Source organism: Bremerella cremea (assembly GCF_003335505.1).
GTDB lineage: Bacteria > Planctomycetota > Planctomycetia > Pirellulales > Pirellulaceae > Bremerella > Bremerella cremea_A.
In genome coordinates this window covers 192884-219822 of record NZ_QPEX01000034.1, presented here as the reverse complement: position 1 = coordinate 219822, position 26939 = coordinate 192884, and the positions used below count along the sequence as shown (strand labels likewise).

The following is a 26939-nucleotide window of genomic DNA, read 5'->3' as shown; positions in this document are numbered from 1 at the left end:
TAGAAGACATGCCCCGGCGACTTCGGCAAATCGGTCGAAGCAACCCAAGCCGCCTGAGCTTCACAGCCTCGTTTTCCTAAAGCCATCATCCATCCTTTGCAATGGGAAAGTCTTGCTGGAGAATAGCCGGGAGACGAGGGTTTTTCAACGGGCTGCTAACGTGGCCGAGCCAAATGCCGCCTAACTAGGTCGGTTCTCCATCATCTGCTCGCCCCCACCAATCCCTGTCACGATCCAAAACGGAAATTCTCACCACTATCTGGATCGTAGCCGATCCTACGCTCTTGAGAATTCCCGCCAAGAGGGATTGGGGAAAGAAACGCTGCAGGCATTCACACGGGCCCCTTCTGGATAAATTGAACCAAGCTGGCATAGTCACGGCTCAACTCAATCCAGTGTGATGCGTGGTCAATGTCACCCAAGTAAATCACCCGTGGAATTGCTGTCCGATAATCCAATGCTATCGGACTATCTGGCTCCGCTTGACCGATAATCAGTGTCAGCCTTCGGTCCACATCACCAGGGACAACGGAGTTGCTCACTTGTCCCAAGTAATACTGTGCAGCGTCAGATTCCCAAAGCTGATTGGAATCTTGGATTGCTTCCCGCCCAAATAACTTTGGCAGTGGACTCTCAACGCAATTCAGCATTGTCCTAAGCCGATTCAACTCATCGTCATTCAGTTTTCGCCCACCTGATTTGAGGTCGGCGACAAGCTCGGATGGTAATTCTAGTCCATTGATGTTCATTGAGCTGAGTAAGCCCTTCTTCCGGTTGAAGCCTCAGTTGTATCAAGGATTTGCTGGCGAAGATTCCCTGAAACCGTTCGCCCAGGGAAGTTGGGATTCGGAATGTTCACTGACCCAGAGTTGAATCGAACACCGAAATTTCCAGCGTCATCAAGATCCATGCTGAAACCGAGACGTTGTTGGTATTGCTGCCAAGCAATTCCGATAGAACTCGATTGACATCAACGTGTTCGCCTGCCTGCTCGACAAGATTGAGAGGTACACCGCCATTGGCAATCTTCGTACAGGCTTGCGAAGCATCCACGCCTCCGGCTGCAGCGTGTAGTCCGCGACGACCGTGCCGACATCGTCCGTTTCCTGAGCGATGTTGTCGGCGCCCCAGCGGTAACGAATCTCTTCGGCCCCATCATCCTTAGAAACCCGCTTCTGGTCGGTCTTTTGGGTGACGATGCCGTAAGTGTACGTGACGACGTCCCCCTGGTAATTTTCGACCTGGGTGACCTGGTTTTCGTAGTCCCAGGTCGAAGTGGTCAACTCGCCCAGCGGGCTTTCGATTTGCGTTTGATTGCCATCAGCATCGTAGGTGAAGCATAGGCTTTCAGCTTAACCATAAGAAGCAGTCATCGAACTGTCGAAGATGAAACCGTTGCCACGAGATTCAACGGTGAACAAAAGCTTGAGCAAAAGCCAAAGCCGCCGCCGTCAGGCGTGCCGGTGTTCAAGCCGTGGAAGCCTGCTCAACCGGCCAAGCTGCAACCCTTCAAACCCGCGAAGATGGTGATGCAGAAGCCGACGGCCTCATTCAGCAAACCAACGCCAAAAGGCATTGCCTCTCCCACCGCCGACTTCATTTGACACCTCGTCTGCTAAAGACGAATTACCCCCCTGCTCATTCCTCTCCAGAAACGTTGTGCCCAAACCTCGAATGAACGGTTCAAATGCATCGGCCACAACAATCATGTGGTCATTCCATGACTCACTGTGTTTGAACACGGACACAAGGCCAGCCTTGCAATTCAAGAGCACTGCGTAAGGGTCGGAGTTTGCGATCAGGAGCAGGTCGCTCGGTCGTGCTCCCGAACCCCACCACGGATATTCATTTGCAGAACCATCTTGATTGTTCTCACAGAGCCAAGCCAAGAAATCTCCCGTGTTGCAAAAAGCGATTGGCCCTATTGTGAATCTACCAAAGTCGAAACGTCGTAACATCGACTCGAATTGTTCAGGAAGAACGGTATTCAACTGATGCTGGAGATGCTCAATGTCCTCTTTTGTGACTTCCGAGGGTAAGAGTCGAAAGCCTGTCAACATCGGTTCTAGCGGAAGGAACTGGTCATCCAGCCGAGTCTGAATTTCTGTAATTTCAAGCATGGAATTCACTGTAGCTCACTTTGTATGCCAGATGCCACTGGAACCAACATGTGTCTTTCGGGGAACGGGAATCGCATATCGACCGAAATCGACATGGTGATGAATGATCACGTCGCCTTTGAACGGAGCGTGTTCAGGAAAGACCTTGATCCATTCGTCATCGATTCGTGGCGACACTTTCAACTTGTCGTAATTCTCAATCAGGTATCGATTTGGAGGCCTAAAAGGTGTCAGGACTCTTTTCTTACCGCTCAGCCTGGGATATACTATCCAAATGGGAAGACCAAAGCGAGCAGACGAGGCGGGCGGTATTTATCATGCTTTGAATCGGGGCAACGCTCGGGGGGCGATCTTCGATGAGCCTGATGATTTCGACGCGTTTGAACGCATTTTAGCCGAGGGGCTTTTGCGGTACCCGTGCCATATTTTGGCGTATCAGTTGATGCCCAATCATTGGCACTTGGTGCTCCGCCCGACGGCGGATGGGTGCATGAGCGATTTTTTGCGGTGGGTCACCCTGACACACACCATGCGGCGGCACGCCCATTGCCAAACAGCCGGCGAGGGGCACATCTATCAAGGCCGGTTCAAGAGTTTTCCCGTGCAGGACGACGGTCACTTCCTGGCCGTTTGCCGGTATGTCGAACGCAATGCCCTACAGGCAGGCCTCGTTGCCGCGGCCGAAGATTGGAAGTGGGGGTCGCTCGCCAGTTGGTTGGCCGGGCCTCGACGGTCGCCAAAACTTCTCACATCATGGCCCATCAAACGGCCTGGCCGCTGGAAAGACCGTGTCAACCAGGCGATGACCGAGAAAGAGATCGATGCCATCCGCCACGCCATCCAACGAGGCTCCCCCTTCGGCGACCCAGACTGGACCCAATCCACAGCCCGCCGCCTGAACCTGGATTCAACCCTCCGACCACGCGGCAGACCGAAGAAGGTAAGCCGATAAACGAGAAAAAGAGTCCTGACACCTTTTCTTAATTGACACCTTTTCTTAATCATGAAGTACGTGGATGTAGCGAGTGACCTTGGGGTCAACGTAAAGTATTGACTTCCCATCCGGTAATGCCCTTATTTGAGCCAGTGTCCCAGGATCTAGCACTCCAACTTCCTCAATGACAATAAATCCACGTTCTTCTAAAGCGATCTTCAGGCTCTTATATGCCTTAGAATCTCCGATTAACTCATCTAATATCTTAATTCCGGTTGGAGCGTTATTTAGATCATCGAATCGGCTGATCAATTCTCCGGCGAAAGCCAATTCCTCTAGGTCTTGTAACCGCTTCGTACCCTTCGCGACATCGACACTATCATCAATCACCTCCGCCAGCTTCACTTCAGACAAGCAAGAAAAGGTGTCAGGACACAATACTCGTTATCAGGCTTGCTTTCTTGGGTCTAACGAGGGGAGGCAACCGTGTCCTTCCATCTTTTCTTCTTTCGTCTAATGTGCAAACCGCCATGCCCTTATTTTGGACCGAGTTCGTTAGGCGGAAGGGCATTCACTCGTTCCTGCCATGACTTCAGCCGTTCTCGTTGCTCGGCGGGTAGCTTTGCTGAATTACTCGCATAGTATTGCTCTCGAAGTTGCATGGCCAACATATCTTCGGTGGCAGGCGCGGCGACGCTGGCGTATACCTCCACGAGAGCCAGTTCAGAGAGTTGCCGAATCCCGCTGTGCGGATCATCCAACAGCGGAAGCATCGCTTTCATTGCGGCTGTTCTCTCCTGATCGGATAGGTCACGAAAAACGCTGCCCAAATAGTCAATGGATTCCGCACGTATTGCCGTGACCTTATGTTCGCAACCTTGCTGAAATACGGCATGCGACCATTTATGGCTCCAATGAAAGAAATCGATGGCGTAGCCAGCGATGAACGGATCCGGATCACGCGATAATTCTCCGATCGCGTCATAAACATGGTCAGCAATCTCACGACTACGTCCGTCTTCGCGATAGAAAGTAATCGCGTCAAGGGCAGCATAACGTAGAACTGGCTGGGGATTCCTGAGCCAAAAGTTTGCGCGCTCTGTTGAACTGTTGATCTGATTAACAACACGATCTCTGAACTCACTCGTATTCTCCCTGAATGCGTCGAAGGAAATCGATGTCGACCGTGTGTATGACCAATCATTTTGAGGGCTTTGCTGGAACGTACCAAGGGTTCGCCTGTAGTAGAGGACAGGGTGCCCTTGAACACTGTGAAGGCCATCGCTCAGACTGAGATCCATCAATTGGTAGCGTTGTGCCTCGATGACCGTCCGATCTGCTTGCGAATTCTCTGTGTGATACAGAAAAAAAAGTGCTGCCCCTCCAGCTATCGCCGCCGCAAAAGCAAGCAGTCTTTGCATCAGCAATGGATTGCGATGTCTATCGCTAGAATTCTGGAGCATTGTGGTCGATCCTGTGTCCAATGTGAAAAAAATGTGGCGTTGTTTTCTGCTCCGACATTTCGGCGATGCCCACTAGGGGCAGAGCGTATGGCCTGCGCCAATACCTCGGCTACTTTTCCTGTTCCAACCTCTATTTTGGCGTCCGCGAGCCTCTTTCAAGATAGGTAAAACAAGAGATTACCTTCCCCTGCCAGGGCAATCAACTCGCTTAACGCGCGGCTGATTGCCCTTATTTTTTGCCCTGCCCATCTATGCGTTTTATGCATAGCACACATAAGCAGAATGCATTGGATGTATTACGAAGGGAGGCCCATAATTTCCATTGTCGAGCGTTCGATCTTGAGCGTTGCTATCGAAATACCACCTCATTGTTTGGAGAGCCCATGCCGATCTTCACCCAGTTTAAACGCGCATTGGCGAGTTGTGCGATGCTTTGCTTCGCTTCATCCGCCTTTGGCGACGACGTTCGTCTCGCCCCCTCAGGCACATCCACCGCGAGCAAGTGCCCTGTTACCGGTGCGATTAACTTTTTCACCACAGCAGCCGCTGCACACACCTCCGAACAAGAGAGCCCCGAAGCAGAAATGGATCACAGCAAGCGAGGCACCACCAACCGCGATTGGTGGCCCAATCAGTTAGACCTGAGCATCCTGCGCCAAAACGCCCCCATGAGCAATCCCATGGGAGATAAGTTCAACTACGCCGAAGAGTTCAACAAACTTGATTTGGCAGAAGTTAAAAAAGATATCAAGACCTTGATGACCGACTCGCAAGAGTGGTGGCCGGCCGATTATGGTCATTACGGCCCGCTGTTCATTCGCATGGCCTGGCACAGTGCGGGAACCTACCGCGTGACCGATGGTCGTGGAGGTGCTTCGGACGGTACGCAGCGTTTCGCTCCTTTGAACAGTTGGCCTGACAACGCCAACCTCGACAAGGCTCGCCGCTTGCTTTGGCCGATCAAGCAGAAGTATGGCAAGAAGATCTCGTGGGCCGACTTGATGGTTCTGACCGGCAACTGCGCCTTGGAGTCGATGGGCTTTGAAACGTACGGCTTCGCTGGCGGGCGAGAAGATGTGTGGGAACCGCAGCAAGATATTTACTGGGGCCCTGAAAACGAATGGCTCGGCGGTAAACGCTATGAAGCAGAAAAAGGCGAATTAGAAAACCCGCTGGGTGCCACACAAATGGGTTTGATCTACGTCAATCCCGAAGGGCCCAAGGGAGAACCCAACCCCATGGAAGCCGCCAAAGCCATTCGTGAAACGTTTGGCCGTATGGCGATGAACGATGAAGAGACCGTCGCGCTGATTGCTGGCGGACATACCTTCGGCAAAGCACACGGCGCCGCTCCTCCTGCTGGGCACGTCGGCCCGGAACCGGAAGGTGCCAGTATCGAGATGATGGGGCTCGGCTGGAAGAACAACTTCGGCAAAGGGAACGGCGACGACACGATCACGAGCGGCTTGGAAGGTGCCTGGACGACCACGCCCACCGAATGGTCGCACGGCTACTTCGAGAACTTGTTCGGCTACGACTGGGAATTGACCAAAGGCTCTGGCGGCGCCCATCAGTGGAAGCCGAAAGACAAGTCGGCGGAAGGCACCGTGCCTGATGCCCACGATCCGAACAAATCGCACGCGCCGATGATGTTCACCACCGACATCGCTTTAAAGACCGACCCGGCATACGCTAAGATCTCAAAGCGTTTTCACGATAATCCGGAAGAGTTCAAAAAAGCATTCTCCAAGGCCTGGTACAAGTTGACCCACCGGGACATGGGGCCACACTCTCGTTGCTTGGGTCCGGAAGTTCCAGAACCACAAATCTGGCAAGATCCTGTCCCAGTCGCCGACTATAAAATGATCGACGCCCAGGATGTCGCAAGCTTGAAGCAGGCGATTTTGGACACCGACATCCCGGTTTCCGACTTGGTTTCCACCGCTTGGGCTTCCGCAGCCAGCTTCCGTGCTTCGGACAATCGAGGAGGGGCCAACGGTGCCCGTATTCGTCTTGCTCCGCAGAAGGATTGGAAAGCAAACGATCCAGAAATGACCGCTGCGGTGATTAACAAGCTGGAACAAGTGCAGCAGGAATTCAACCGCACGCATAAGTCAAGCAACAAACAGGTCTCTTTGGCGGACTTGATTGTGTTGGGTGGCTGTGCAGCCGTGGAAAAAGCAGCCCAGGCAGCCGGGCACGACGTGACCGTTCCGTTTTCGCCAGGTCGAACCGATACGACTGCCGAACTGACCGACGCCGCTTCGTTTGCTCCGCTGGAACCGACCGCCGATGGTTTCCGCAACTACCTCGCCCCAGGCCATCGCCGTTCGGCCGAGAAGTTGTTGGTCGACAAGGCGAACCTGTTAAGCTTGACCGCGCCTGAGATGACCGTCTTGGTGGGCGGCCTGCGTGTGCTGAACGCGAACACGGGGGACTCGCCACATGGTGTGTTGACCGATAAGCCAGAAACCTTGAGCAATGATTTCTTCGTGAACATCTTGGACATGGACACCACGTGGTCGAAATCAGCCGACGACGAGAACATCTTCGTCGGGAAAGACCGCAAAACGGGCCAGGCCAAATGGACCGGCACGCGGGTCGACTTGATCTTCGGCTCGAACTCCGAACTTCGCGCCCTCTCGGAAGTGTACGGTAGCGAAGATGCCCAAGAGAAGTTTGTGCACGACTTCGTGGCGGCCTGGAACAAGGTGATGAACCTCGACCGGTTCGACCTCGACCAGTCGGCCCGGATGGGTTCGTCGTTGTAAGCAAACGACAAACCGGTTTCCCTTGAACACGCGTCAAGCCAACTCCTCCCCCGGTCAGGCTTGACGCGTGTTTTTTTGTTTCAAACCGAGTCGCCAGTTCTTACGGCGGAAAACGCCTGCCGATATCCTCAACCGCTGAAGGCTCTTCATTCGGCTGATGGCGTGGGAAGAGTTTTCGTCGGACAATCCGAAATGCAAAAACGGTTACGCCGCATGCTGCCACGGCCAGCAAGCTGTTTCCTGCGATGCCGAGAGGCTTCCAGTAGAAACGTTCCTCGTCGTCCCAGTAAGCTCCCATGGGAAATCCGTAATACGTATAGCGGATGTCCATGATGATCAGCTGACCTTTTCTCATGATGAAGCGACCCTCGCGCTCGATGGTGTTTGCTGCCAGAAAAACACAGAGGACGACAACCACCACCAAAAGGTCGGCGAGACTGAATCGCATGAGACATGGGCCTGATCAAGGAAATGGCAACACAACGGATGTTTACGTTGCCAAGATATCACGGATCACGTGACCATGCACATCGGTCAGGCGGCGTTCCAGGCCGTTGTAGTAGTAGGTCAGCCGTTCGTGATCGAGCCCCAGTAGATGCAAAATCGTCGCGTGGAAGTCGTAAACTTCGACGACGTTCTCCATCGCTTTATAACCAAACTCGTCGGTTGCCCCGTAAGTGAACGGAGCTTTCACCCCAGCCCCGGCCAGCCAACAGGTGAAACCATCGGGGTTGTGATCGCGACCGCTGGCACCTTTTTGGAAGGTAGGCATACGACCGAATTCGGTACACCAGACCACCAGCGTATCTTCCAGCAGCCCGCGCTGCTTGAGGTCTTTAATCAGGGCGGCGGTTGGCTGATCGAGCACCGGCCCATGCTTGCTATACTGAGCTTCCAGCGATTTGTGCCCGTCCCAATTGCTCACCCCTTCTCCCCCGGTTTGATAGGCGCCGTTGAAAAGCTGCACGAATCGCACGCCCTGTTCAATCAATCGGCGAGCCAAAATGCAGTTGCGGGCATAGGCGGCTTTCAATTTGTTTTCGGGATCATCCGCCCCGTACATCTTGAGCGTGGCTGGCGATTCCGTAGAGATGTCGCTCACCTCCGGCACGGTCATCTGCATGCGTGCGGCCAACTCGTAGCTGGAAATCCGCGCCGCCAATTCACTGTCGCCAGGGAACTGCTCTAAATGCCGGGCGTTCAACTCATTCAAAAAATCACGTGTGGCGGCGTCCCTGTGGGGATCGATCGAAGCGGGACGCTGCAGGTTTCGAATCGGTTGATTCGCGTTGAAATCGGTTCCTTGAAAAGCAGCCGGCAAGAAGCCAGGGCCCCAGTTATTGACCGAGGCCTGAGGCGTACCACGTGGGTCAGGAATGGCCACATACGCAGGCAAGTTTTGGTTTTCACTGCCTAGGGCGTAAGTGGCCCAAGCCCCCATGCTCGGAAACCCGTCTAGCGTGAATCCAGTCGACATAAAGTTTTCGCCGGGGCCATGTGTATTCGTCTTGCCCGTCACCGAATGCAGAAAGCAGATGTCGTCCGCCAAGTCTCCCAAGTGAGGGACCAGGTCCGAAATCATCTTGCCCGATTGCCCGCGTGGGCGAAACTTCCACGGGCTTTTCGTGAGGTTGCCTTGCTCGCCTTGAAAGGTGACCAGCTTGTCCGCCCCTGGCATCGGTTGCCCATGCCGCTTAATAAGTTCTGGCTTGTAATCGAACGTATCGACCTGGCTGCACGCCCCTGAGCAGAAGATGACCAGCACATTCTTGGCCGCTGCGGGAAAGTGCGACGTGCGTGGGGCAAACGGCTGGCCAGGATCGATCTTAGGACGAATGGGCGACCTGCCGCTAACCGCACGTCCCCCCTCGCCGCTCTCAGCCAATAGCTTCTCTTGAGCCAAGATGGCTGCCAACGCGATGCTGCCTAAACCGGTCGCGCTGTGACCGAGGAACTTGCGTCGGTCCAGCATGTGCAATCCCTGCGGAACGCTCGACCGAGACTGGTTTGGATTGGGCTTACTCATAATAGGTCTCGGTGGGCGTTACTGAATGAAAAGAAATTCGTTGCTGTTAAGCAGTGCTCGACAGAAAGGAATCAATCCTTGCTGCTCGACAAACGTACGGCTGGCGTTGAGTTCTTCGGCAGAAGGTTGGCGGGCATAGCAAATCTCGAAGGCACGTTCAATCCGCTGCTCAACCGTTGCCCGCTCTTCTTCCAACCGCTGAGCAAACAGGTCGGCTTGCTGCAAAAGAAAAGTGCTATTGAACAAATTCAATGCCTGCAGCGGAGTCGTCGAGCGGCTACGCTGCGCGACCGAAGTGGCCGCATCGGGGCAATCGAAAAGCCCGAAGACGGCATCCTTCTCCATGCGAACCTTAGTCATGTAAACCATGCGGCGCCAGTCTTCCGGGCCAAAACTTGTCTTCGGATGATAATGCCGCACGTTCTCGGCCTCGACCTCGAAGGCACTGAAGCCAGGGCCTCCTTTTTTCAGGTCGAGTACGCCGCTAGACGCCAAGATCGAATCGCGAATCGGTTCCGCTTCCAAACGACGCGGCGGGTAACGCCACAACAAACGCGTGGCACCGTCAACCTTTAAAGCTTCTGCCGCCGGACGGCTCGATTGCTGGTAGGTGGCCGATTGAAGAATCAGGCGATGGATATGCTTCATCGACCAGCCACTGTTAACCAGTTCGCCGGCCAGCCAGTCCAACAACTGCGGGTGCGTAGGAGGAACGCCTGCTTGGCCGAAGTCGCTAGGGGTATCGACTAGGCCCCGTCCAAAATGGAACTGCCAAATCCGGTTGACCAAAACCCGCGCGGTCAATGGGTTCTCAGGCGAAGCAATCCACTCGGCAAGCTTCTTCCGCCGCTCCGCCTCGGGGCTGTCTTTGCCCAGCATCAAATTCGTAAAGATCTCAGGCGCGTTGGGGGCGACCTCTTCCCGTTTCGCCAGTGCTTCACCACGATACAAACGATGCGTGGGGCCAGGCTGCTCGTACCGCCCGGCGTAGACGGTGGGCTGATTTGTGGCGGCCTTCAACTCACTTTGGGCAATCTTTAAATCGGCTAACAGAGCCCGACCGATCAGTGCCTCGTCGTCCGCAAGATGATCGAAACGGTAAATGCCTTCGCCCGACGGCTGGGGAGCCGTAGCCGGTAGACGATCGGCAGAACTCGCCACTGTTGTCCAATCGACTCCGTCCAGCGAAGTTTCCACGCGATAGCGAATCGGCAGGCGGTCGGCATATTGTCCTTCACGATCGCGCGACCATTCGATGCGGTCGATTGGGAAAGCCTTTGCGAGTTCAATCTGCACCCACGCGTTGCTGGTGCTATCGGCTATCCAACTGCGGCTATTGGAGAACTGTCCGTCGTTGATATGTTCCAGCTTGTGAATCGGGTAACCGCTTAGCGAGCCGGACGCGGTCGGTTTGCCACCTTCACTGGCAAGCCCGACGTTCTTGCCACTTGAGAAGATTGAAAGCTCATCTAAGCAAGCCTGGGCGCCGTTGGTTTCTTCAATGACAAATCGGACGAACTTGGCCTGAGTCGGAGCGATTTTCTCAACGTTACCGGTTGCTCGGACCGCTTCCCGAAAAACGGGCTTCGCTGGCGCTTTGGCGGAAGGTTCGCTCACTTTTTCTAGCACTAAGGCGTCCGCCGTTAGTGCCGTACCTGTTTTGCCCCCGACCAGTAAAATCTGATCATTCGCATCGAAATCAGCGATCGTGGCGTTTAAGAAACCACTCCACAGCGGCTGGCGACGAAGATCAACGACGCCATCGGCAAACTGCTGTTGGTTGACGATCGCGATCACTTCCCAATCGTCGCGGGTAGTGGGGTCACCATCGCGATCGATCACGTAGCGGGCATCTTGGCAGTGCGTGTCGTAACCACAACCCCAAGACAGCCAAACTCGAAATTTGCCTTCCACGCGTGGCTGCCAGGCCAGCACGGGTTGGTCAGGCTGATGCTTCCACCACGAATACTTGCCCCCGCTAAGATTCGCGTTGCGGTTGGTATCGCCGGGGTCGTTGGCTTGGCCGCGTTCGGTGCCAGGATGGTTAACCCCTTTGCCTTCAAGCTTAGCCAGTAACTTGATCCGATCGCCTGCTTGCTCGACCGCATCGTCGATCAACACAAACTGTCCCGTTTCGTGCGGGCGAATATAGGCGGATAGTTGCTGCTCTAGGGTAGCGATCTTCTGGCGAAGCGATTCCGCCTCGTTTTGTTGTTGCGGCGACAACGGCAACTGCATGTCTGCATGCTGAACACCAGCGAAGATCGCTTGCATCGAATAATAATCGGTCTGCAAGATCGGATCGAACTTGTGATTGTGGCAACGCGCACAACCAACGGTCAGCCCTAAAAATGTGGTGCTGGTCGTGTTGATTATGTCGTCTAACTCATTCTGTCGCTGCATGAGCGTCAGATTGATGTCAGGACTTTTCACAATATCGTAAGGACCCGCAACCAAATAACTCAACCCAACCCGATTGCCAAAACTGTCTCCCGCGATCTGTTCGCGGACGAACTGATCGTACGGCTTGTCTTCATTGAGGGAGTCGATGACGTAATCGCGATAGTGCCAAGCATGGGGACGCTCCCGATTCGTCTCGAAACCATACGTTTCTGCAAAACGGACCAAGTCGAGCCAATGGGTCGCCCAACGTTCGCCATAGTGTTGACTAGCCAACATCGATTCGATCAACGCATCGACAGCCTGAGGATCTTCGTTTTGCGCGAATGCCTGAGCAACTTCGGGATCGACCGGTAGCCCCAACACATCGAGCGACATTCGGCGAATTAACGTTCGTCGATCGGCAGGCGGGTTTGGCGATAGGCCCTTCTCGTTCAGCTTTGCCAGAATGAAATGATCGATTGGGTTCTGGGCCCAATCACGGGAGACCGCCGGCACTTCGACCGGTTGAACCGGCTGAAAGGCCCAGTGATCGGTGGTCCGCTTTTCTTCCGTCACCTCGCCGTTCGGCCCTGGCCAAGCAGCCCCTTGATCGACCCAGGCCCGTAGCAGCCCAATCTCTGCGGCACTGAGGGCATCCGACTCGTCAGGCGGCATCCGCAAATCGGCTTCCAGCCCTGACACCAGGCGAATCAAATGACTCTCGGCGCTCTTACCGAGGGCAACCCCAGGTTCTCCCGAATCGCCACCGCGCAAGAGCGACGCCTTGCGATCGAGCCGAAAGTTACCCTCCTGAACATCCTCGCCATGGCAATCTTGGCACTTGGCTGCGAGGATCGGTTGAATATCGGCTTCGAAGTCGATCGTCTTTTTTGCGGCAGGTGGCAACTCGGCAAGAAGTGCCGAGTTCGCCAGCAATACAAGTCCAATCAGCAGACCGGGACGAAACTTACTCATGAAATTTCCTCGATGGATCGTTTCCCAGAACAGTCAACGGATCGGGAAGGGGAGGGTAGGTCGGGTTGATGGAACGGAGAACTTTTCCGTTCCATGCCCCTTGGCAGGATAACGAGATAGGGCAGGGGGACGACTCCACTTGTTTTAGAACCCATTCATGCGTTCTTAAACAGGTGCGATGCGCTCAGGCGAGAACTCACGTCAATTGCTTACCGTTGTAAACAACGACCAAGAACGCCTGAGCACACGTCGCCAGTCCCTATCGTGACACGTTCAGTCCTTTAATTCAATCCGAACATTGCTATCTCCCTCTTTCGTAACGACCTGACGTAAGGGAGTCGATTTGATCGCGGTGTAAACCTTAGGAATCGCGGACTTCACTTCAGCATAAATATTAGTCGAGGACGATGGCAACGCTTTCTCGACAATTATGCGATGTTCCCCCAAAGTTGCCCCATCGCCAGACTGGAATGTCGATAGTTCAAATTCGCCTTGGCCGTTGGTTGTGCCGGTCGCTGGTCGGCCTGATTCTGGGATAAACGAAACGTTCGCGTCGGCCAACGGCTGGTTCTTATACGAAACAACCCCTTTGATCGGTGCCGTTTCGGGATAGGCTACGCCGCTAGAACATCCCAGTACGTTTGCCAGGACAAGCAAGGCCAACAAGCGAAGGGCTCTGCTGATATTGCGACTACGCATTAGAATTCTCCTAACGGGCGACCATCACGGCGGTCGCCTAAGCCTTGGTAGGTTTCCATGTTGATCGTTTCGGTAAGAAACTGCACCGAAGCGTCACACAAAACGAACTGGGCTCCCCCTGGATGCCGAGACTTGAATCCTTGCGAGGCTCCCCATTGGCCCGAGTGCTGATTGCAACCGCTACCGGTGCCAGGTTCCCCTTCGCAGGTGTTGTAATTGATTGCAATGCCGGTGCCGGTATACAGCGAGTTGATTCCCATCCAACCATCACGTGTATGGGCAGCACACTTGGGGCGAATCTCGCCAACAGCGATTGTGTTGGTCAGACCATCGGTGATATCCCGCATCCGAGCCGCCCAGGCCCAATGCCCGAAGACGCCTGAAATCCGATTGGGATCCATCGTATCGGCACGGACATCCGGGCCATTCCCAAAGAAATTGTTATGGGTACCGCAAGGAGAGTTGGCCTGACTTCCCATGCTAAACGAGTAGTTACTCAGCGCGCGGTTCTCTCCGTTCGAGCCGCCATTGTGGGCGGCGCCATCCTTCCAATAACCGGGATGATCGTCGCTGGGGCAAATAATAGTCGGAATGACAACCGAACTCACCTTCTCGCCAGTGGCCGTCACACTAACGGCAACCGTATCTCCTTTGAAATTGCAGCTTTGGTAAAGCGCCGATTGCTCGATGAACGGCAGCAACTTCACGTATTGGCTGCCCTTGTGTGAATCGTGAACCTGCCCCCAATGATGCCCAACGGGGGAAGCCGTGGGGAAAACCTTGTGGGTATCGTGATAGTTGTGAATGGCCAGACCAACTTGCTTTAAGTGATTGCCACACTGCATCCGGCGCGCCGCTTCGCGGGCTTGCTGTACAGCCGGAAGCAACAACGCAATCAACACGCCAATGATCGCAATGACCACCAGCAACTCTACCAATGTAAAACCGTGTCGAGCTCTCCTCGACTTACCAATGGGGCGCATGGATACTTCCTTTAACCAGATAAGATCATCTTTTCAAATGACAAGACATATATAAGACAAGGACGCGTAGCAATGAAACAACGGACTCTCTTTAGAGAGAACGCTGTCTATCGTGACGCGCTGGGGTAATTCACGAAATCGGTGGCACTTCCAGCAAGAAACGCTTGGCAAGTGACTTCATTTTCTTCGACAACAAGCCGTACTATGGATGAGACTGCCTCTTTCTGCGGTAAATGTGCAATCCAATTGCGCATACCGCACGGGCTTCGTTCGCTTGCGGAAAGCAATAGAACGAAAGGATGGATTACAACGCCAACATTGAATAATAGACGACTATGATTATCACTCTATACTCCTTGTAATCTCTACGTCTTAAAAATCAATTTATAATATTATTGTCTCATCCGGCCTTTTACGGGACGAACCTGAGAGTAACTTCGATTACTGTCGGTTCCTTTCCATGCGAACACTCGTTTTGCAGCCCCAAACATTAGCCGCCGTCCTTCGTAATTCCTCGCCGAAAAGCTTGCTCGGGTTTGCCCTGAAAATGCGATTAGCGCGAGATATCAGGCTTCTAGTGTTGCTTCACGGACCCCCTCTTTCCTCCCTGATGAACCTTTCACTATGGAATTGAGTGTTGAGACAATAAGTTTCCTGCACGACTTGCCGTTCCGTGTGTTGCGTTGGAACAGCGACGTGAGCCAAGTGGAAGTGCTGGACGCCAATGCCGGGACTTTCGCTCCCCTGGCAGGCGAAGGGAGCCGCTGGCATCGTCACGAAGAAATTGAGATTACCCTGGTTAGGTCTGGCAGCGGCGTTCGTGTTGTCGGTGATCAAGCGACCGAGATTGCCGGCACGGGCAACGTCACGGTCTTGGGTAGCAGGCTCCCTCATTGCTGGGACTTTAATGGGGAGTCATCAGGGGTTTGTATTCAATTCAGCCGAAGACGGCTCGGCGCGATGCTGCCGGAACAGGCCCGGGTCGATATCGACTCCCTGGTCGAAAGTGCTGCGTGCGGTCTCGACATACCTTTGCAAGATTCTCCTGGCCTGGAAGAGCGCATGATTCAACTCGCGGAATCGTCCTCGCCTCATTGCTTGCAAAACTACTTGGGCGTGGTCGAGGTATTAAGCCGCCTTACAGAAATCAACCTGCAGCGTTGCCGGCGGATCTCCTCGCTGCGTTACGATCGGGCTGCTGATCAAAAGAAACAGTCCGAAATTGAAGACGTTGTGAACTGGATTCTAGAAAACTACGCCGGCGAAATCCAACTGCAAGATGCTCTAGCGATGGTCAACATGAGCAAGGCCACCTTCAGTCGGCACTTCATGCGTTGCACCGGGCAAAGCTTCAGCACGTTCTTGAATCAAGTCCGTATTTCAAACGCATCGCGACTACTGCACACCACCAAAGACCCGATCGGCAGCATTGCCTTCCAAACCGGTTTTTCAACCTTAGCCAATTTCAACCGCATCTTTCGCAATATTAAGGGGCAATCTCCTTCCGAATACCGTCGCGCGATCGGGCGTTCCGAAGCGAATTGAGTGCCAGCCGCCAACCGGCCAGCCACGAAACGAGGCTTCTTTCCCTCCAGACCGGGATCGCTAAAATTCAAGCAAGAGCACCCACGTTTCACTTAGTCCGCCCTAGCAGCCTGTTGAATTACTGCTTCGTGAGCGAGTTATTGAGATTGAGTCGAGTGCAAGGCGTGAATCCGCAGGCATATCCATTAGATATATTGAGGAATTCACAACGCAGCAATCGGCTCAATCTCAATAACGTAGCCGATCTGAGAAATTCAACAGGCTGCTAGGTTCGATCTTACGTGAGCTTGCTCGCTTCGAAGTTCTATCATCTTTTGCTTGCTGAGTAGGTCAGGCCCATGACTAAGCGCCGTGCGACGATGTGCCCGTGTTCCGTTTGCCATCAATCGAAACCTTGCTCGGACTTGGCCCCTGGTGAATCGATTCGAGCAGCGATTGTTACCGAAATTCAGCAAGCCGATCCCGCTTGGACCACCGATCAATCGGTTTGCATGTCGTGCCTGAACCGCTTCCGGGCCGAGCATTTTCGTCATTTGCTGGCAGATGAGAAGGGGGAGCTATCGGACCTGGAAATGCGGGTCCTCGATAGTCTGCGCGAACAAGATTCGATCGCGGCCAACGTGAACGACAAGTTTGAACAACAGCTAAGCTTCGGCGACCGTGTCTCGGACCAAATGGCCAACTTCGGTGGGAGCTGGGCATTTCTGATTCTATTCACGGCGGTGGTTATCTTCTGGATCGTTGCCAACGGCATCTTGATCGCTCAAAATGCTTTCGATCCCTATCCGTTCATTTTGTTGAACCTGGTCCTATCGTGTCTGGCGGCCGTTCAAGCCCCGGTTATCTTGATGAGCCAGAATCGACAGGAAGCCAAAGACCGGATGCGATCGGAACAAGACTTCGAGGTCAACTTCCGGGCTGAACTAGAAATCCGCCTTTTGCACACCAAGCTCGACCAGTTGCTCTCGCACCAATGGCAACGCCTGTTAGAGATTCAGCAGTTGCAACTAGAGCTGATGGAAGAACTAGCCGAACGGCGAGACAAACCACATTCATAAGGGAAGAGTCCAACCAACTCAACTCCCTGTGTCCAATGCTTTTTTAGGCTGATAGGTAAGCAAAAATCGGGTGCCATGCCTTCGTCTTCGTAGGCATGTGCAGTGCGCGACGATTTCTAGGGTGAATCCCAACGGAAAAAAAACAACGAGGTAGCTTGTCGTTGCGGTTTTAAGAGGCATGCTTACGCGGACGTAAGCATGGCACCCGTTTGAAATGTGGGCGTGGCGTTGCAATTACTTCCGGCGGCTACTCCCGCTCATAGAACCTTCGCTACTACAAATGTCAGGTCGTCGTCTTGCGAGTTGGCTCCGCGGAAGGAGGCCAACGATTGGCGGATGGCTTGGCTGATTTCTTCGGCAGATTGGCTCGCGTGGTCGCGGAGCAGTTGTTGTAGCCGCTGTTTGCCGTATTGATGGCCTTGTTCGTTCATGGTCTCTTCCAGACCGTCGGTGGTGGCCAGCAAGATGGTGCCGGCCTTGATGCCGGGCTGCCAATATTCGGAATAGGTTTCCCCTGCGACCAAACCCAATGGCAGCCCACCGCCGTCGCACTCTGCAAACGAGTCGTCTTCAGGCGTGTAAATGATGGGCGGTCCATGGCCTGCGGAAGCCCAACGCAGGGTATCTTTCTTGGCGGAAAGGTTCACCAACAGCATCGTCATGAACCGCTCCCCTTGGGTATCGACCACCAGCATGTCGTTCAGGTGCTGCAGGAAATCGGCCAGCGAGCCCGGCACGGCGCAGCGACTACGTAAGATGCCCCGAGCCGTGGCCATCAGCAGGGCCGCGGCCACGCCGTGCCCCATCACGTCGCCAATCACAATCACCGCCGTGTCTTGGTCGCAGCCAGAAACATCGAGGAAGTCGAAATAGTCTCCCCCAGTGTCATCGCAATAAGTACTGTGCCCGGCGATGTCGAGCCCGTTGAAGCTGGGAGATTCGGCCGGCAAGAGATTCCGTTGCACTTCCATGGCCAGCGAAAGCGACTTCTGCATGCGCATCCGGTCTTGCAACCCCTCGGCCATCGCGTTGATGGCGGTCGCCAGTTGGGTATACTCAGGCGCGTGCTGCATTTCGATACGGGTATCGAGGTCGCCTTGGCCGATGCGGCGAACCGACGACACGATGCGCGTGAGAGGTTCGACCAGCCAGCTCGCCGCAATAAATCCTAACGCAATTGCCAACACCACCGCCACCAAGCTGGTCGACCAACTGCGGGCAAATTCGCTTTGGATGTCGCCGATAAAATCTTCTTCAGGAACAATGGTTACCAACGTCCAGCGAAGCCCAAGTTCCTCGCCGACTCCCGACGCATGAAAGTAATAGTTGGTTCCATCCACGTTGGCGTGCGTGTTCGCATCGTTGACGAACTTGTTGCTCTGCAAATACTTTCCCACCGTTGCGACAAGGGGATCGGTCGAGTCTGCAGCGAACACGCGTTGCCCATCTGCCTGGACGATGGGCGTATCATTGGAAGCAGCGAGCAACTTGTGATCAGGCGAGATCAAAATCGCCATGCCGGTCTTACCGAACTTGAGTTTGCTCAAATAGCTCGATAGATCGTTGAGTGAAAAATCGGCATCGATCACCCCCAGCAGTTGCTTGCCGTCGAATAGAGGAATTCCATACGAAATCCCCAGTGTCTTTCCCTTTTCATCGTCGCCACCTACCCAAAGGTAAGGTTCGCTCCAAGTCGCTTGTCTGGCTTCGCTCGGTACGAGAAACCATGGCCGAGAAGAAAGTTGAAAGTCAAAAGAGCTGCGCGAGCCAGCGACCACATCGCCGTTCAAATCAAGTTTCCACTGGTTCATCAGCGGCTGGGTGGGATCTTCTTTTAAGGCCCAATAGATACTGCCATCGGCATAGCGACTGATCCAAGCAGTTCGTCCGTCGGCACTTCCCCACGAAATCGCACTTAAGACATCGAATGCCTGTGACTCGCGCACCAGCGTGGGTCGCCAGGCGGCCAGATTATCGGGGGGAAGCTTGCTCGACGTAATCAAATACTGATTCAAGCGGCTCACGCGAACCGGTACCGACAGCAAGTCGGCTATTCTCGTAGCAGTGGCCTGGTGGATCTGCTCGATGTCCTGATCGGCCAACTGCGTGATCGCGCGCTGTGCTTGATGATTCCAGGCGAAAGACAGCCACAGGCCAATCGCCAAAACCGGAACCCCAAACAAAAGAGGTGCCAGAACTTTGATGGGGATGCGTGTTAACATCAAAACCGATCTAGCCGAGTCGAAGGAATGGCGAAACAAGCAGCCTGACGATAAGCCGAATGCTGCTGCGAAGCAAGCGAACTTCGCGGCAATTAGGGCGATTGGCCAGGCAAATTCCTTCAAAAGAGGGCTACATCACGGCGAAATAGTTCTCGACCGCGTCGTCGAAATGCTCTTTCGACAACGCCAGCGGAGCGTTCTCGTACAGACACATATTACGAACCTGCATTAAAAGATCGCGCGGCTGGCAACAGCGGAAGGGGCGATTTACCTTACGGTAGTGATTCTCGATCAAATAATCGATCGCTTCTTCGTTGTAAGTAAAGCCAAGCAGCGGGCACATGATGTCGAACAATTGCCGGAATTCCGTTTCGGTCGGATCGATCACTTCGATCTTATAAGGAATTCGTCGCAGGAACGCGTCGTCGCACAAGTCGCGAGGTTCCAGGTTCGTCGAGAAAACAATCAACTGATCGAAGGGAACCTGAATCTTCTTGCCGCCCCGCATATTTAAGAAGTCGTACCGTTTTTCTAGCGGCACAATCCAGCGGTTAAGCAGTTCGTCGGTACTCATCCGTTGACGCCCAAAGTCGTCGATCACCAGCGTGCCGCAGTTGCTCTTCAGTTGCAGCGGGGCCTCGCTGACGCCGGTGGATTGGATGGTGCTAATTTCCAGGTTTTCCATCGTCAATTCACCGCCGACGACGATCGTTGGCCGTTTGATCCGGACCCACCGGCGATCAATCCGGTTCTGCTGCAAGATGCCTGGTCCATCCTCTAGCGGAACTTCGTCATGCACAGCGGGGTCGAATACGCGGAGAATTTCTCCATCGATGCCGATTGCCCGAGGAACCCAAATATAGCGTCCAAAGGCGCGCGTAACGCGTTCGGCGATGCTGGTTTTACCGTTACCCGGGGCACCGTACAGGAATAAACCGCGGCCGCTATTGATGGCTGGCCCCAAGCGGCGGAACATGGCCTTGTTGATCAGCAGGTCTTCAAACGCTTGCTCGAGCGCCTCGATGCTGGGAGATTGCCCTTCCAGCGATTGAGCCCGGACACTGGCAATGTAGTCTTTCAGCGAAACGGGGGCCGAACCGTAGTAGGTACAATACTCGTTATAGCGCCGCGCCCGTTCTCTTCCCAGGTCGGTTAAATAATAGACGTAGTCACCGGCCTGGGCGGTATCTTTGTAGACCACCAGCTGGTCGTACTTCATCTTCCGCAAACATTCTTCCAAGACGAGAAAGGGAAGACACAACTGGCCGGCAATTTCTCGCCCCGATGCCTCGCCAGCGGTCAGCAGAAACTTCAGACACAACGCTTCGACATCCGTACCGGTAAGCTGGGCCTCGCGCAGCGTCTGAGGCTCGCAAGGGTAAAAGGGGGTGTCGTGGTCTTCCGTGAGGACGACCTCCTTCTCGTGCTTTGCCTCGGGCTTGGCAGCGTACAGCCCCTCGTCGTCCGAGCCTTTGCTGGTCATGCTGTTGATTCGCGAGATCATCGCTTCCAGCGATTTATCCTCCTCCTCTTCTTCCGGAGAAGTCGCTTCTACAAACTCCCACGAGTCCTCTTTTGTCGAACTTTGGGGAACGTGGCCAGCCAGTTGAGAAAGCAGTTCTTTAAGCGGGTCGGACATCGATAAGGTCTTTGTCTGGTTCGCGTTTGGGCAAATTGAAGAATAGAGAGTTCGTCGAAAGCCTAGGTCATCCTGGGCAAGAATCAACTTTCCCACACTTCCCAACCGGCCTAGGCGTTACAACCGGTTCCCAGCTTGCAACAAACCTGCAAGCCCCGCCCGCACACCACCCAATGGCGTAACTAAGATCCCTGGAAGACAATTCGTTTTCGTTTCGTTAAAATCTGGACTGCTACCGATTTGCCTCACGAAGATACGAAATTAGAAAGAACGAGTACGATGACCGCAAAGTTCGACCCGTTTGGCGCCAGAGACGTGTTTTCCACCGCGGAAGGGGACTTGGGAATCTATCGCATTCGCAAGTTGCAGGACGCTGGCTTGGGGGACATCGACAAGCTTCCCTTCTCGATCCGCGTATTGCTGGAATCTGTGCTCCGCAATTGCGACGGGTATATCGTCTCGGAAGATGACGTCAAATCGCTGGCCAACTGGGACGCCACCAATCCCGACCCCTCAGAACTTCCGTTCATGCCGGCCCGAGTTGTCTTGCAAGACTTTACCGGTGTGCCGTGCGTGGTCGACCTGGCCGCAATGCGAAGTGCCATGCAGCGATTAGGGGGTGACCCGGCGAAGATCAATCCGCTGATCCCGGTCGACCTGGTGATCGATCACTCGGTTCAGGTCGATAAGTTCGGCACCAACCAGGCCCTGGAAGAAAACGTCGCCCTTGAATTCCAGCGCAATAAGGAACGCTACGAGTTCCTGCGTTGGGGGCAGAAGTCGCTCAAGAACTTCTCGGCTATTCCGCCGAATGTCGGTATCGTTCACCAAGTGAACCTAGAATACCTGGCCAAGGGTGTCTTCGTTCGTGAAGACGAAAAAGGCAAAGTCGCATTACCAGACTCTCTGGTCGGCACCGATAGCCACACCACCATGATCAACGGCCTGGGCGTTGTTGGTTGGGGCGTGGGTGGCATCGAAGCGGAAGCCGTGATGCTGGGTCAGCCGATTTACATGCTCACGCCCCAAGTGGTTGGCTTCGAGCTAACCGGCAAGCTTCCTCCGGGCGTCACAGCGACCGACATGGTGCTGACCATCACCCAAATCTTGCGTAAAGCAGGCGTGGTCGGTAAGTTCGTCGAATTCTTCGGCCCTGGCGTTTCGCACATGAGCTTGGCCGACCGAGCCACCATCGCCAACATGGCCCCAGAATATGGTGCCACGATGGGCTTCTTCCCGGTCGATGCCGAGACGCTCAATTATCTCCGCCGTACCGGTCGTACCGCTGGGGAAGTCGATCGCGTTGAACGCTACACCAAGGAACAAGGTCTGTTCCGCACCGACGAGATGGCCCCGACCTACACGTCGCTGGTTTCGCTTGACCTGTCGACCGTCGAACCTTCCCTGGCCGGTCCGAAGCGTCCGCAAGACCGCGTGTCGTTGAAGAGCATGAAGAGCGAGTTCCAAAAGTCGCTGGTCACGCCTCCTAACGATCGAGGCTTTGGCCTGGAAGCGGCCGAATTGACTCGCACAGCGACCGTAGAAGAAAACGGCCAATCGACCGAGATCGGCCATGGTGCTGTCGTGATTGCCGCGATCACCAGTTGCACCAATACCAGCAACCCCAGCGTGATGCTGGCCGCCGGCCTGTTGGCCAAAAAGGCTGCCGACAAGGGTTTGACGGTTAAACCTTATGTCAAAACCAGCCTGGCCCCTGGCTCGCGCGTGGTGACCGATTACCTGGTCAAAGCCGAATTGATGGACGACCTGGAAAAGCTGGGCTTTAACCTGGTTGGTTACGGCTGCACCACTTGTATCGGCAACAGTGGTCCGCTGCCAGATCCGGTCGCCAACGCAGTCACCAAAGGTTCGCTGGTCGCTTCGGCGGTTCTCAGTGGTAACCGAAACTTTGAAGGCCGCGTCAATCCGCACGTGAAGGCCAACTACTTGGCCAGCCCGCCGCTGGTGGTCGCTTACGCCTTGGCCGGTACCGTCGATATCGACCTGGAAACCGAGCCCCTGGGCACGTCTTCTGATGGTGAATCGGTTTACCTGAAAGACATCTGGCCAACCAATGCCGAGATCTTGGAAACCATCGAAAAGGCGATCACGCCTGAGATGTTCCAAGAGCGGTACAACAGTGCCTACGAATCGAACCCGAACTGGAATGCCATTTCGGTGCCCGATTCCGAGCTTTACACTTGGGATTCTGCCAGCACCTACATCCAAGAGCCTCCGTTCCTGGACGACGTGAAGGAAACCATCGATCCGATCCAGCCGATCACCGGGGCCCGCGTGTTGGCTTTGCTGGGCGATTCGGTCACGACCGACCATATCTCGCCTGCCGGGGCCATCGCCAAAGACAGCCCGGCTGGCCGCTACCTGATGGAACATGGCGTCGAACCGGTCGATTTCAACAGCTACGGTTCCCGCCGTGGTAACGACCGGGTGATGCACCGTGGCACGTTCGCCAACATCCGCATCCGCAATCGCCTGACCCCCGAAAAAGAAGGTGGTTACACCAAGTGCTTCGTCAACGGCGAAACGATGGCCATCTTCGACGCTGCCGAGATCTACAAGGCGGAAGGAACGCCGCTGGTCGTGATCGCCGGCAAGGAATACGGCACCGGTAGCTCGCGCGACTGGGCCGCCAAGGGAACGTTTATGCTGGGCGTGAAAGCGGTTATCGCTTCCAGCTTCGAACGTATCCACCGCAGCAACCTGATTGGTATGGGCGTGCTGCCGCTGGAATTCCCAGGGGACGAATCGTGGGAATCGCTCGGTCTGACCGGCGAAGAAACGTACGACATTTACGTTTCCGACGACCTGAAGCCGCAGCAAAAGGTCACCGTCTCGGCCAAGAACGCCGCTGGCGAAGTCACCACCTTCGACGCGTTGGTCCGGATCGACACGCCGGTAGAGCTCGATTACTACCGTAACGGTGGTATCCTGCAAACCGTGCTACTGAAGTTGTTGAAAGTCGCCAAGTAAGACCGGCTCGTAAAACACAAGAGAAAAACGGCAGTGGAAAGATTGAGTTGGGGGTCACCTCAACGCATCTCCACTGCCTTTTTTCGTTTCTTGCCGTGACTTAGCTTCGGTTCCTCTTTGAGCGAGAAGCCATCATGCGAATTGCCCTCAGTAGCCTGATTGCCATGTTCGCCATGGCTCCAACTCTTCCAGCCCAAACCAAGCAAATCGAAACCGAGGCGGGCGTTTACGACGCCACCTCGGTTATGCCTCGGCCCAGCTGGAACCCGTTTTCGTGATCTGCGGCGAATCGGCTGGCATCGCGGCCGTGCACAGGCCATTGAAGAGAACGTCCCGGTGCAGACCATCGACATGGACCACTACCTAAAATCCCTTCGCGCTGCCGGCTAAAAGCTGTCCTGGGATCCGGCGGTTGTCCGTCCGAGTAGTTCCCTAGCGAACAAGCTTGACTTTCAATACCTCCAAGCCGAGCATCCGAACTGGCAAACAGAACGGAGCAACTAATGGAGTGGAATCCTTACTGCCGTTAATGCTTTTTCGCTTCCGGAACGGCAAGCTCCTTCGCTTCGCGGGGGTGAACGACGACAGCAATCAAACGCGTGCGTTTTTCCTTGGATGGGTTCTTAGAAACCCGGTGCAGGCAGCCCGTTGGCTCGTAGAACGTTTCGCCGGTGTGAAACACTTTGGTGGGTTGGTCGTCGACACCTAGTTCGTAGTCTCCTTCCAACACGTAACCAAACACAGGTCCCGGGTGGCGATGCGGCGTGCCGTGCTCGCCTGGGGCGAGCGTGACCTCCACCACCGAGACGCGGGCTTCGCTCCCGTCGAGTTTCTCTTGAATATCTTGGGCACCAAGCAGCTGCACCTGTTCGCCGTGATGCCCAGAATTTCCGGCAGCATACCCAACTGCGGTGAAAATCCCCACCGCCAATAGCCATAACAATAATCGCATCGGATACCTCAATTTCGTCCCAAAAGAAACCTACCGTACTGGACAATTGTCGCAGCACTGAGAGACGGACGAATGAGAGAGAGATTTTGTGACGGCCGCACAAACTCATTTTCGAAAAAAGAAGCCGCCTATTTTGGCGGCGAGAATCTAACATCAGCGGTCGAAATTAATCAATAGTTACCGATCGATGGCGAAAGTGCTGGATCGCTTGATTTGGCGAGAGGTTGAAAATCGCTCGGGGATTAGCAACCCAGCCGGTGCCGTTGTACTCGAAGACACCGGTTGCGGCACGCAAATTACCCACCGCTTCCACTTCTTCCATATCGCCTCCTTCGATGGCCTCGAAACGTATCGTTACCGAGACAAAGGCCCGCAAAAGGCCGATTTCCTCGTCAAAAGCGAACTGGACGTCGTCGTCAAACTCGCAATCGACCCACCGTAACCCACGAGGCTTGCCACTTGCCGCAGCAACCTTCATGAATTCCGTTTCCAACCATTCTCGTCGCAGGCGAAAAAGTTGCTTAGCGTGTTCTTGATTGATAACAGACAGCCGATGCTGTCGGCTGGCCTGAAAACCTTCAAAGCCAACTATAATCCCGGTGAACACGACAAAGACCGCAAGAGAAATCCCAATCCCTAACATCATGGTCGTCATCCTTAGCGATAGACAGTCCGGGCGCGGTCCAGGGTTCCAGCGAAGGGCAGCGCAGCGAATCTTCTTAGAGAATACAAAATAAAATACCGCTAGATTTATTCTAGGGTTGAAAAGCGCTACAAATCAACGTGTATTACAACTACTGCCAGCAAGCTGGCAGTAGTTGCGGAAAGTCGCTACGATACCTCGAGTTCACTGTTTTATCCGAATTATTTGAACTGCGTTTTCTATGCAATCGGAACCTGAAGCCACACTGTCCGAGGACGATCCCTTATTTCATGTCAGGATTCCCGAAGGGCAGATTTTTGGACCTGTTCCTCTTCGCGAGATTGACCAATGGGTTCTCGAGGGTCGAATTGACAACGAGTGCGAGCTCCGCGAGGTGGCGAGCGAAATTTGGAAAAAATCTTCTCACTACTATCCAATTCTAGCTCTTCCTCAGGAAGTTGGCTCTGGAATCCCTTTTCACCAGGTACACAAAACCAATAACCAAGCCGTCTACTGCTTTCCCCATCGGGGAGCAGCGAGTTTAATGTTTGCAATTGCCGGCCTGATGGGTTTCTGCCCGGTTTTCAGTGTCGCCGCCTGGAGCATGGCCTATGCCGACCTGGAAGGGATTGAACAAGAACGTGTCGATCCCAGTGGGCGGACGATGCTCACATGGGCGCACAACCTGGGCATGATCGGTTCGATTGGCTCCATGATTTTGTTTCTCGCCTTCCTGATGGTGGCGATGTTAGTGAAGCTTCTATAAAGGCCTAAGCTTGGTTCAACAAACCCCCGAAGACAAATACGACGAGAAGACGCTGGCCGATATCGAGACCTACGGCTGGCACATTGTGATGATCGAAGATGCCGAAGTGCTTCCGGCTTACGCGTTTTCGATCGGCATCTACCACACGCTCGGCCTGCCCGAAATCTGCGTTTTTGGCATCGACAATACCGATGATGTCGCCCAATTAATCAATCAAGTAGGGGAATTGATGCGCAGCGGCCAGCAGTTCCACGACGGCGACATCAGCGACGAGGTGCTGGTCGATTTGCCCTGCAAATTTCGCCAGGTCGACAAGCGTTATTACCGCGCGTTGTTCGGCTACGCTCGTTGGTATCACGAAGGAGACGACTTCCCCATGCTGCAGTGCGTTTGGCCTGACCAAGAGGGCAACTTCCCCGATCAACCCAATTTCGACGCCGAGTTAGCCAACGCTCAACCAGACCTTTCGGTTGACGAGGCATGGCCGTTCGGTAATCCCAAATCGCAGGCCGTCTTTACGACACGCCAGGTTCTGGAACAAGACGCCCTGATCACCTATGTTTGCCACGATGAAGATGGAGATTGGCAGTTTACCTGCGGAACCACCAACCAGACCGAGGATGGCCAAGTGGTGAGTCTCCAACAGATCGTCAACCAAGATCCCTCGGTACGGCAATTAGCCGACTTGCCCCTCGGCTGGGAAGCCTCACGCGATTCAGCCGACGATCCGTGGGCGATTCAAAAGCAATAGCCTAGCTAGTTCCGCGATG

The 26939-nt window shown here is 54.4% G+C and carries 22 protein-coding genes; 8 read left to right on the top strand and 14 right to left on the bottom strand.

The genetic code is table 11. The features are described 5' to 3' along the window. Positions 1-899: 899 nt before the first annotated feature. The 3 genes from DTL42_RS17855 to DTL42_RS27175 all read right to left on the bottom strand — a co-directional run bounded on the left by DTL42_RS17855 (position 900) and on the right by DTL42_RS27175 (position 2297). Positions 900-1283 carry a hypothetical protein gene (locus tag DTL42_RS17855; protein ID WP_114370468.1) on the bottom strand — a complete coding sequence of 128 codons (384 nt, stop codon included), beginning with the start codon at positions 1281-1283 and terminating at the stop codon, positions 900-902. Positions 1284-1547: 264 nt separating this feature from the next. After that, the gene (locus DTL42_RS17850; protein ID WP_114370465.1) at positions 1548-2120 is read right to left on the bottom strand and encodes an SMI1/KNR4 family protein; all 573 of its coding nucleotides are present in this window, start codon (positions 2118-2120) and stop codon (positions 1548-1550) included. A gap of 15 nt (positions 2121-2135) precedes the next feature. Further along, positions 2136-2297: a hypothetical protein gene (locus DTL42_RS27175; protein ID WP_199590167.1), complete on the bottom strand. Its 162-nt coding sequence runs from the start codon at positions 2295-2297 to the stop codon at positions 2136-2138. Between the two features lie 97 nt (positions 2298-2394). On the opposite strand from DTL42_RS27175, the gene DTL42_RS17840 reads away from it, so the two are divergent. Next, entirely contained in the window at positions 2395-3072 is a 678-nt protein-coding gene (locus DTL42_RS17840) for a transposase (RefSeq protein WP_114370461.1), read from the top strand. A 45-nt stretch (positions 3073-3117) separates the two neighbouring features. On the opposite strand, the gene DTL42_RS17835 is transcribed toward DTL42_RS17840, so the two are convergent. Together DTL42_RS17835 and DTL42_RS17830 are read right to left on the bottom strand one after the other, a co-directional pair. Beyond that, positions 3118-3468: a hypothetical protein gene (locus DTL42_RS17835; protein WP_114370458.1), complete on the bottom strand. Its 351-nt coding sequence runs from the start codon at positions 3466-3468 to the stop codon at positions 3118-3120. A 122-nt stretch (positions 3469-3590) separates the two neighbouring features. Next, positions 3591-4517: a hypothetical protein gene (locus DTL42_RS17830; RefSeq protein ID WP_114370456.1), complete on the bottom strand. Its 927-nt coding sequence runs from the start codon at positions 4515-4517 to the stop codon at positions 3591-3593. Between the two features lie 383 nt (positions 4518-4900). Between DTL42_RS17830 and katG the strand changes: the two genes are divergently transcribed. After that, the gene (katG, locus tag DTL42_RS17825; RefSeq protein WP_425305526.1) at positions 4901-7288 is read left to right on the top strand and encodes a catalase/peroxidase HPI; all 2388 of its coding nucleotides are present in this window, start codon (positions 4901-4903) and stop codon (positions 7286-7288) included. A gap of 100 nt (positions 7289-7388) precedes the next feature. Here katG and DTL42_RS17820 read toward each other — a convergent pair whose 3' ends face one another. From DTL42_RS17820 to DTL42_RS17800, 5 genes are all read right to left on the bottom strand, one after another. Then, complete coding sequence (locus DTL42_RS17820) at positions 7389-7736, bottom strand: hypothetical protein (RefSeq protein ID WP_114370451.1); 348 nt, start codon at positions 7734-7736, stop codon at positions 7389-7391. Positions 7737-7778: 42 nt separating this feature from the next. Next, positions 7779-9260: a DUF1501 domain-containing protein gene (locus DTL42_RS17815; protein ID WP_234824256.1), complete on the bottom strand. Its 1482-nt coding sequence runs from the start codon at positions 9258-9260 to the stop codon at positions 7779-7781. A gap of 72 nt (positions 9261-9332) precedes the next feature. Then, positions 9333-12671, bottom strand: a complete 3339-nt coding sequence (locus tag DTL42_RS17810; protein ID WP_114370437.1) for a DUF1553 domain-containing protein — start codon at positions 12669-12671, stop codon at positions 9333-9335. A gap of 273 nt (positions 12672-12944) precedes the next feature. Continuing rightward, entirely contained in the window at positions 12945-13370 is a 426-nt protein-coding gene (locus DTL42_RS17805; protein ID WP_114370435.1) for a hypothetical protein, read from the bottom strand. Further along, positions 13370-14353, bottom strand: a complete 984-nt coding sequence (locus tag DTL42_RS17800) for a DUF1559 domain-containing protein (RefSeq protein ID WP_114370506.1) — start codon at positions 14351-14353, stop codon at positions 13370-13372. Before DTL42_RS17800 ends, DTL42_RS17805 begins: the two co-directional genes overlap by 1 nt. A 624-nt stretch (positions 14354-14977) precedes the next feature. On the opposite strand from DTL42_RS17800, the gene DTL42_RS17795 reads away from it, so the two are divergent. Beyond that, complete coding sequence (locus tag DTL42_RS17795) at positions 14978-15898, top strand: helix-turn-helix domain-containing protein (RefSeq protein WP_114370433.1); 921 nt, start codon at positions 14978-14980, stop codon at positions 15896-15898. A gap of 338 nt (positions 15899-16236) precedes the next feature. Continuing rightward, the gene (locus DTL42_RS17790; protein WP_114370431.1) at positions 16237-16956 is read left to right on the top strand and encodes a DUF1003 domain-containing protein; all 720 of its coding nucleotides are present in this window, start codon (positions 16237-16239) and stop codon (positions 16954-16956) included. A gap of 257 nt (positions 16957-17213) precedes the next feature. Here the strand turns inward: DTL42_RS17790 and DTL42_RS17785 are convergent, their stop codons facing one another. Both DTL42_RS17785 and DTL42_RS17780 read right to left on the bottom strand, forming a co-directional pair. Then, positions 17214-19178, bottom strand: a complete 1965-nt coding sequence (locus DTL42_RS17785) for a SpoIIE family protein phosphatase (protein ID WP_147274329.1) — start codon at positions 19176-19178, stop codon at positions 17214-17216. A 130-nt stretch (positions 19179-19308) separates the two neighbouring features. Continuing rightward, positions 19309-20817, bottom strand: coding sequence for an AAA family ATPase (locus tag DTL42_RS17780; RefSeq protein ID WP_234824255.1), 1509 nt, complete (start codon positions 20815-20817; stop codon positions 19309-19311). A 279-nt stretch (positions 20818-21096) separates the two neighbouring features. On the opposite strand from DTL42_RS17780, the gene acnA reads away from it, so the two are divergent. Next, positions 21097-23808, top strand: a complete 2712-nt coding sequence (gene acnA, locus DTL42_RS17775) for an aconitate hydratase AcnA (RefSeq protein ID WP_114370427.1) — start codon at positions 21097-21099, stop codon at positions 23806-23808. 134 nt (positions 23809-23942) lie between these two features. Continuing rightward, a complete protein-coding gene (locus DTL42_RS26360) occupies positions 23943-24086 on the top strand; it encodes a hypothetical protein (RefSeq protein ID WP_158545440.1) in 144 nt (47 codons plus the stop codon). 248 nt (positions 24087-24334) lie between these two features. Here the strand turns inward: DTL42_RS26360 and DTL42_RS17770 are convergent, their stop codons facing one another. Then, entirely contained in the window at positions 24335-24760 is a 426-nt protein-coding gene (locus tag DTL42_RS17770; protein ID WP_114370425.1) for a cupin domain-containing protein, read from the bottom strand. Positions 24761-24926: 166 nt separating this feature from the next. Continuing rightward, a complete protein-coding gene (locus DTL42_RS17765) occupies positions 24927-25406 on the bottom strand; it encodes a hypothetical protein (RefSeq protein ID WP_147274328.1) in 480 nt (159 codons plus the stop codon). A gap of 541 nt (positions 25407-25947) precedes the next feature. Between DTL42_RS17765 and DTL42_RS26055 the strand changes: the two genes are divergently transcribed. Beyond that, a complete protein-coding gene (locus DTL42_RS26055; protein WP_147274327.1) occupies positions 25948-26169 on the top strand; it encodes a hypothetical protein in 222 nt (73 codons plus the stop codon). Between the two features lie 10 nt (positions 26170-26179). Beyond that, complete coding sequence (locus DTL42_RS17755; protein WP_114370419.1) at positions 26180-26920, top strand: DUF4262 domain-containing protein; 741 nt, start codon at positions 26180-26182, stop codon at positions 26918-26920. Positions 26921-26939: the final 19 nt, after the last annotated feature.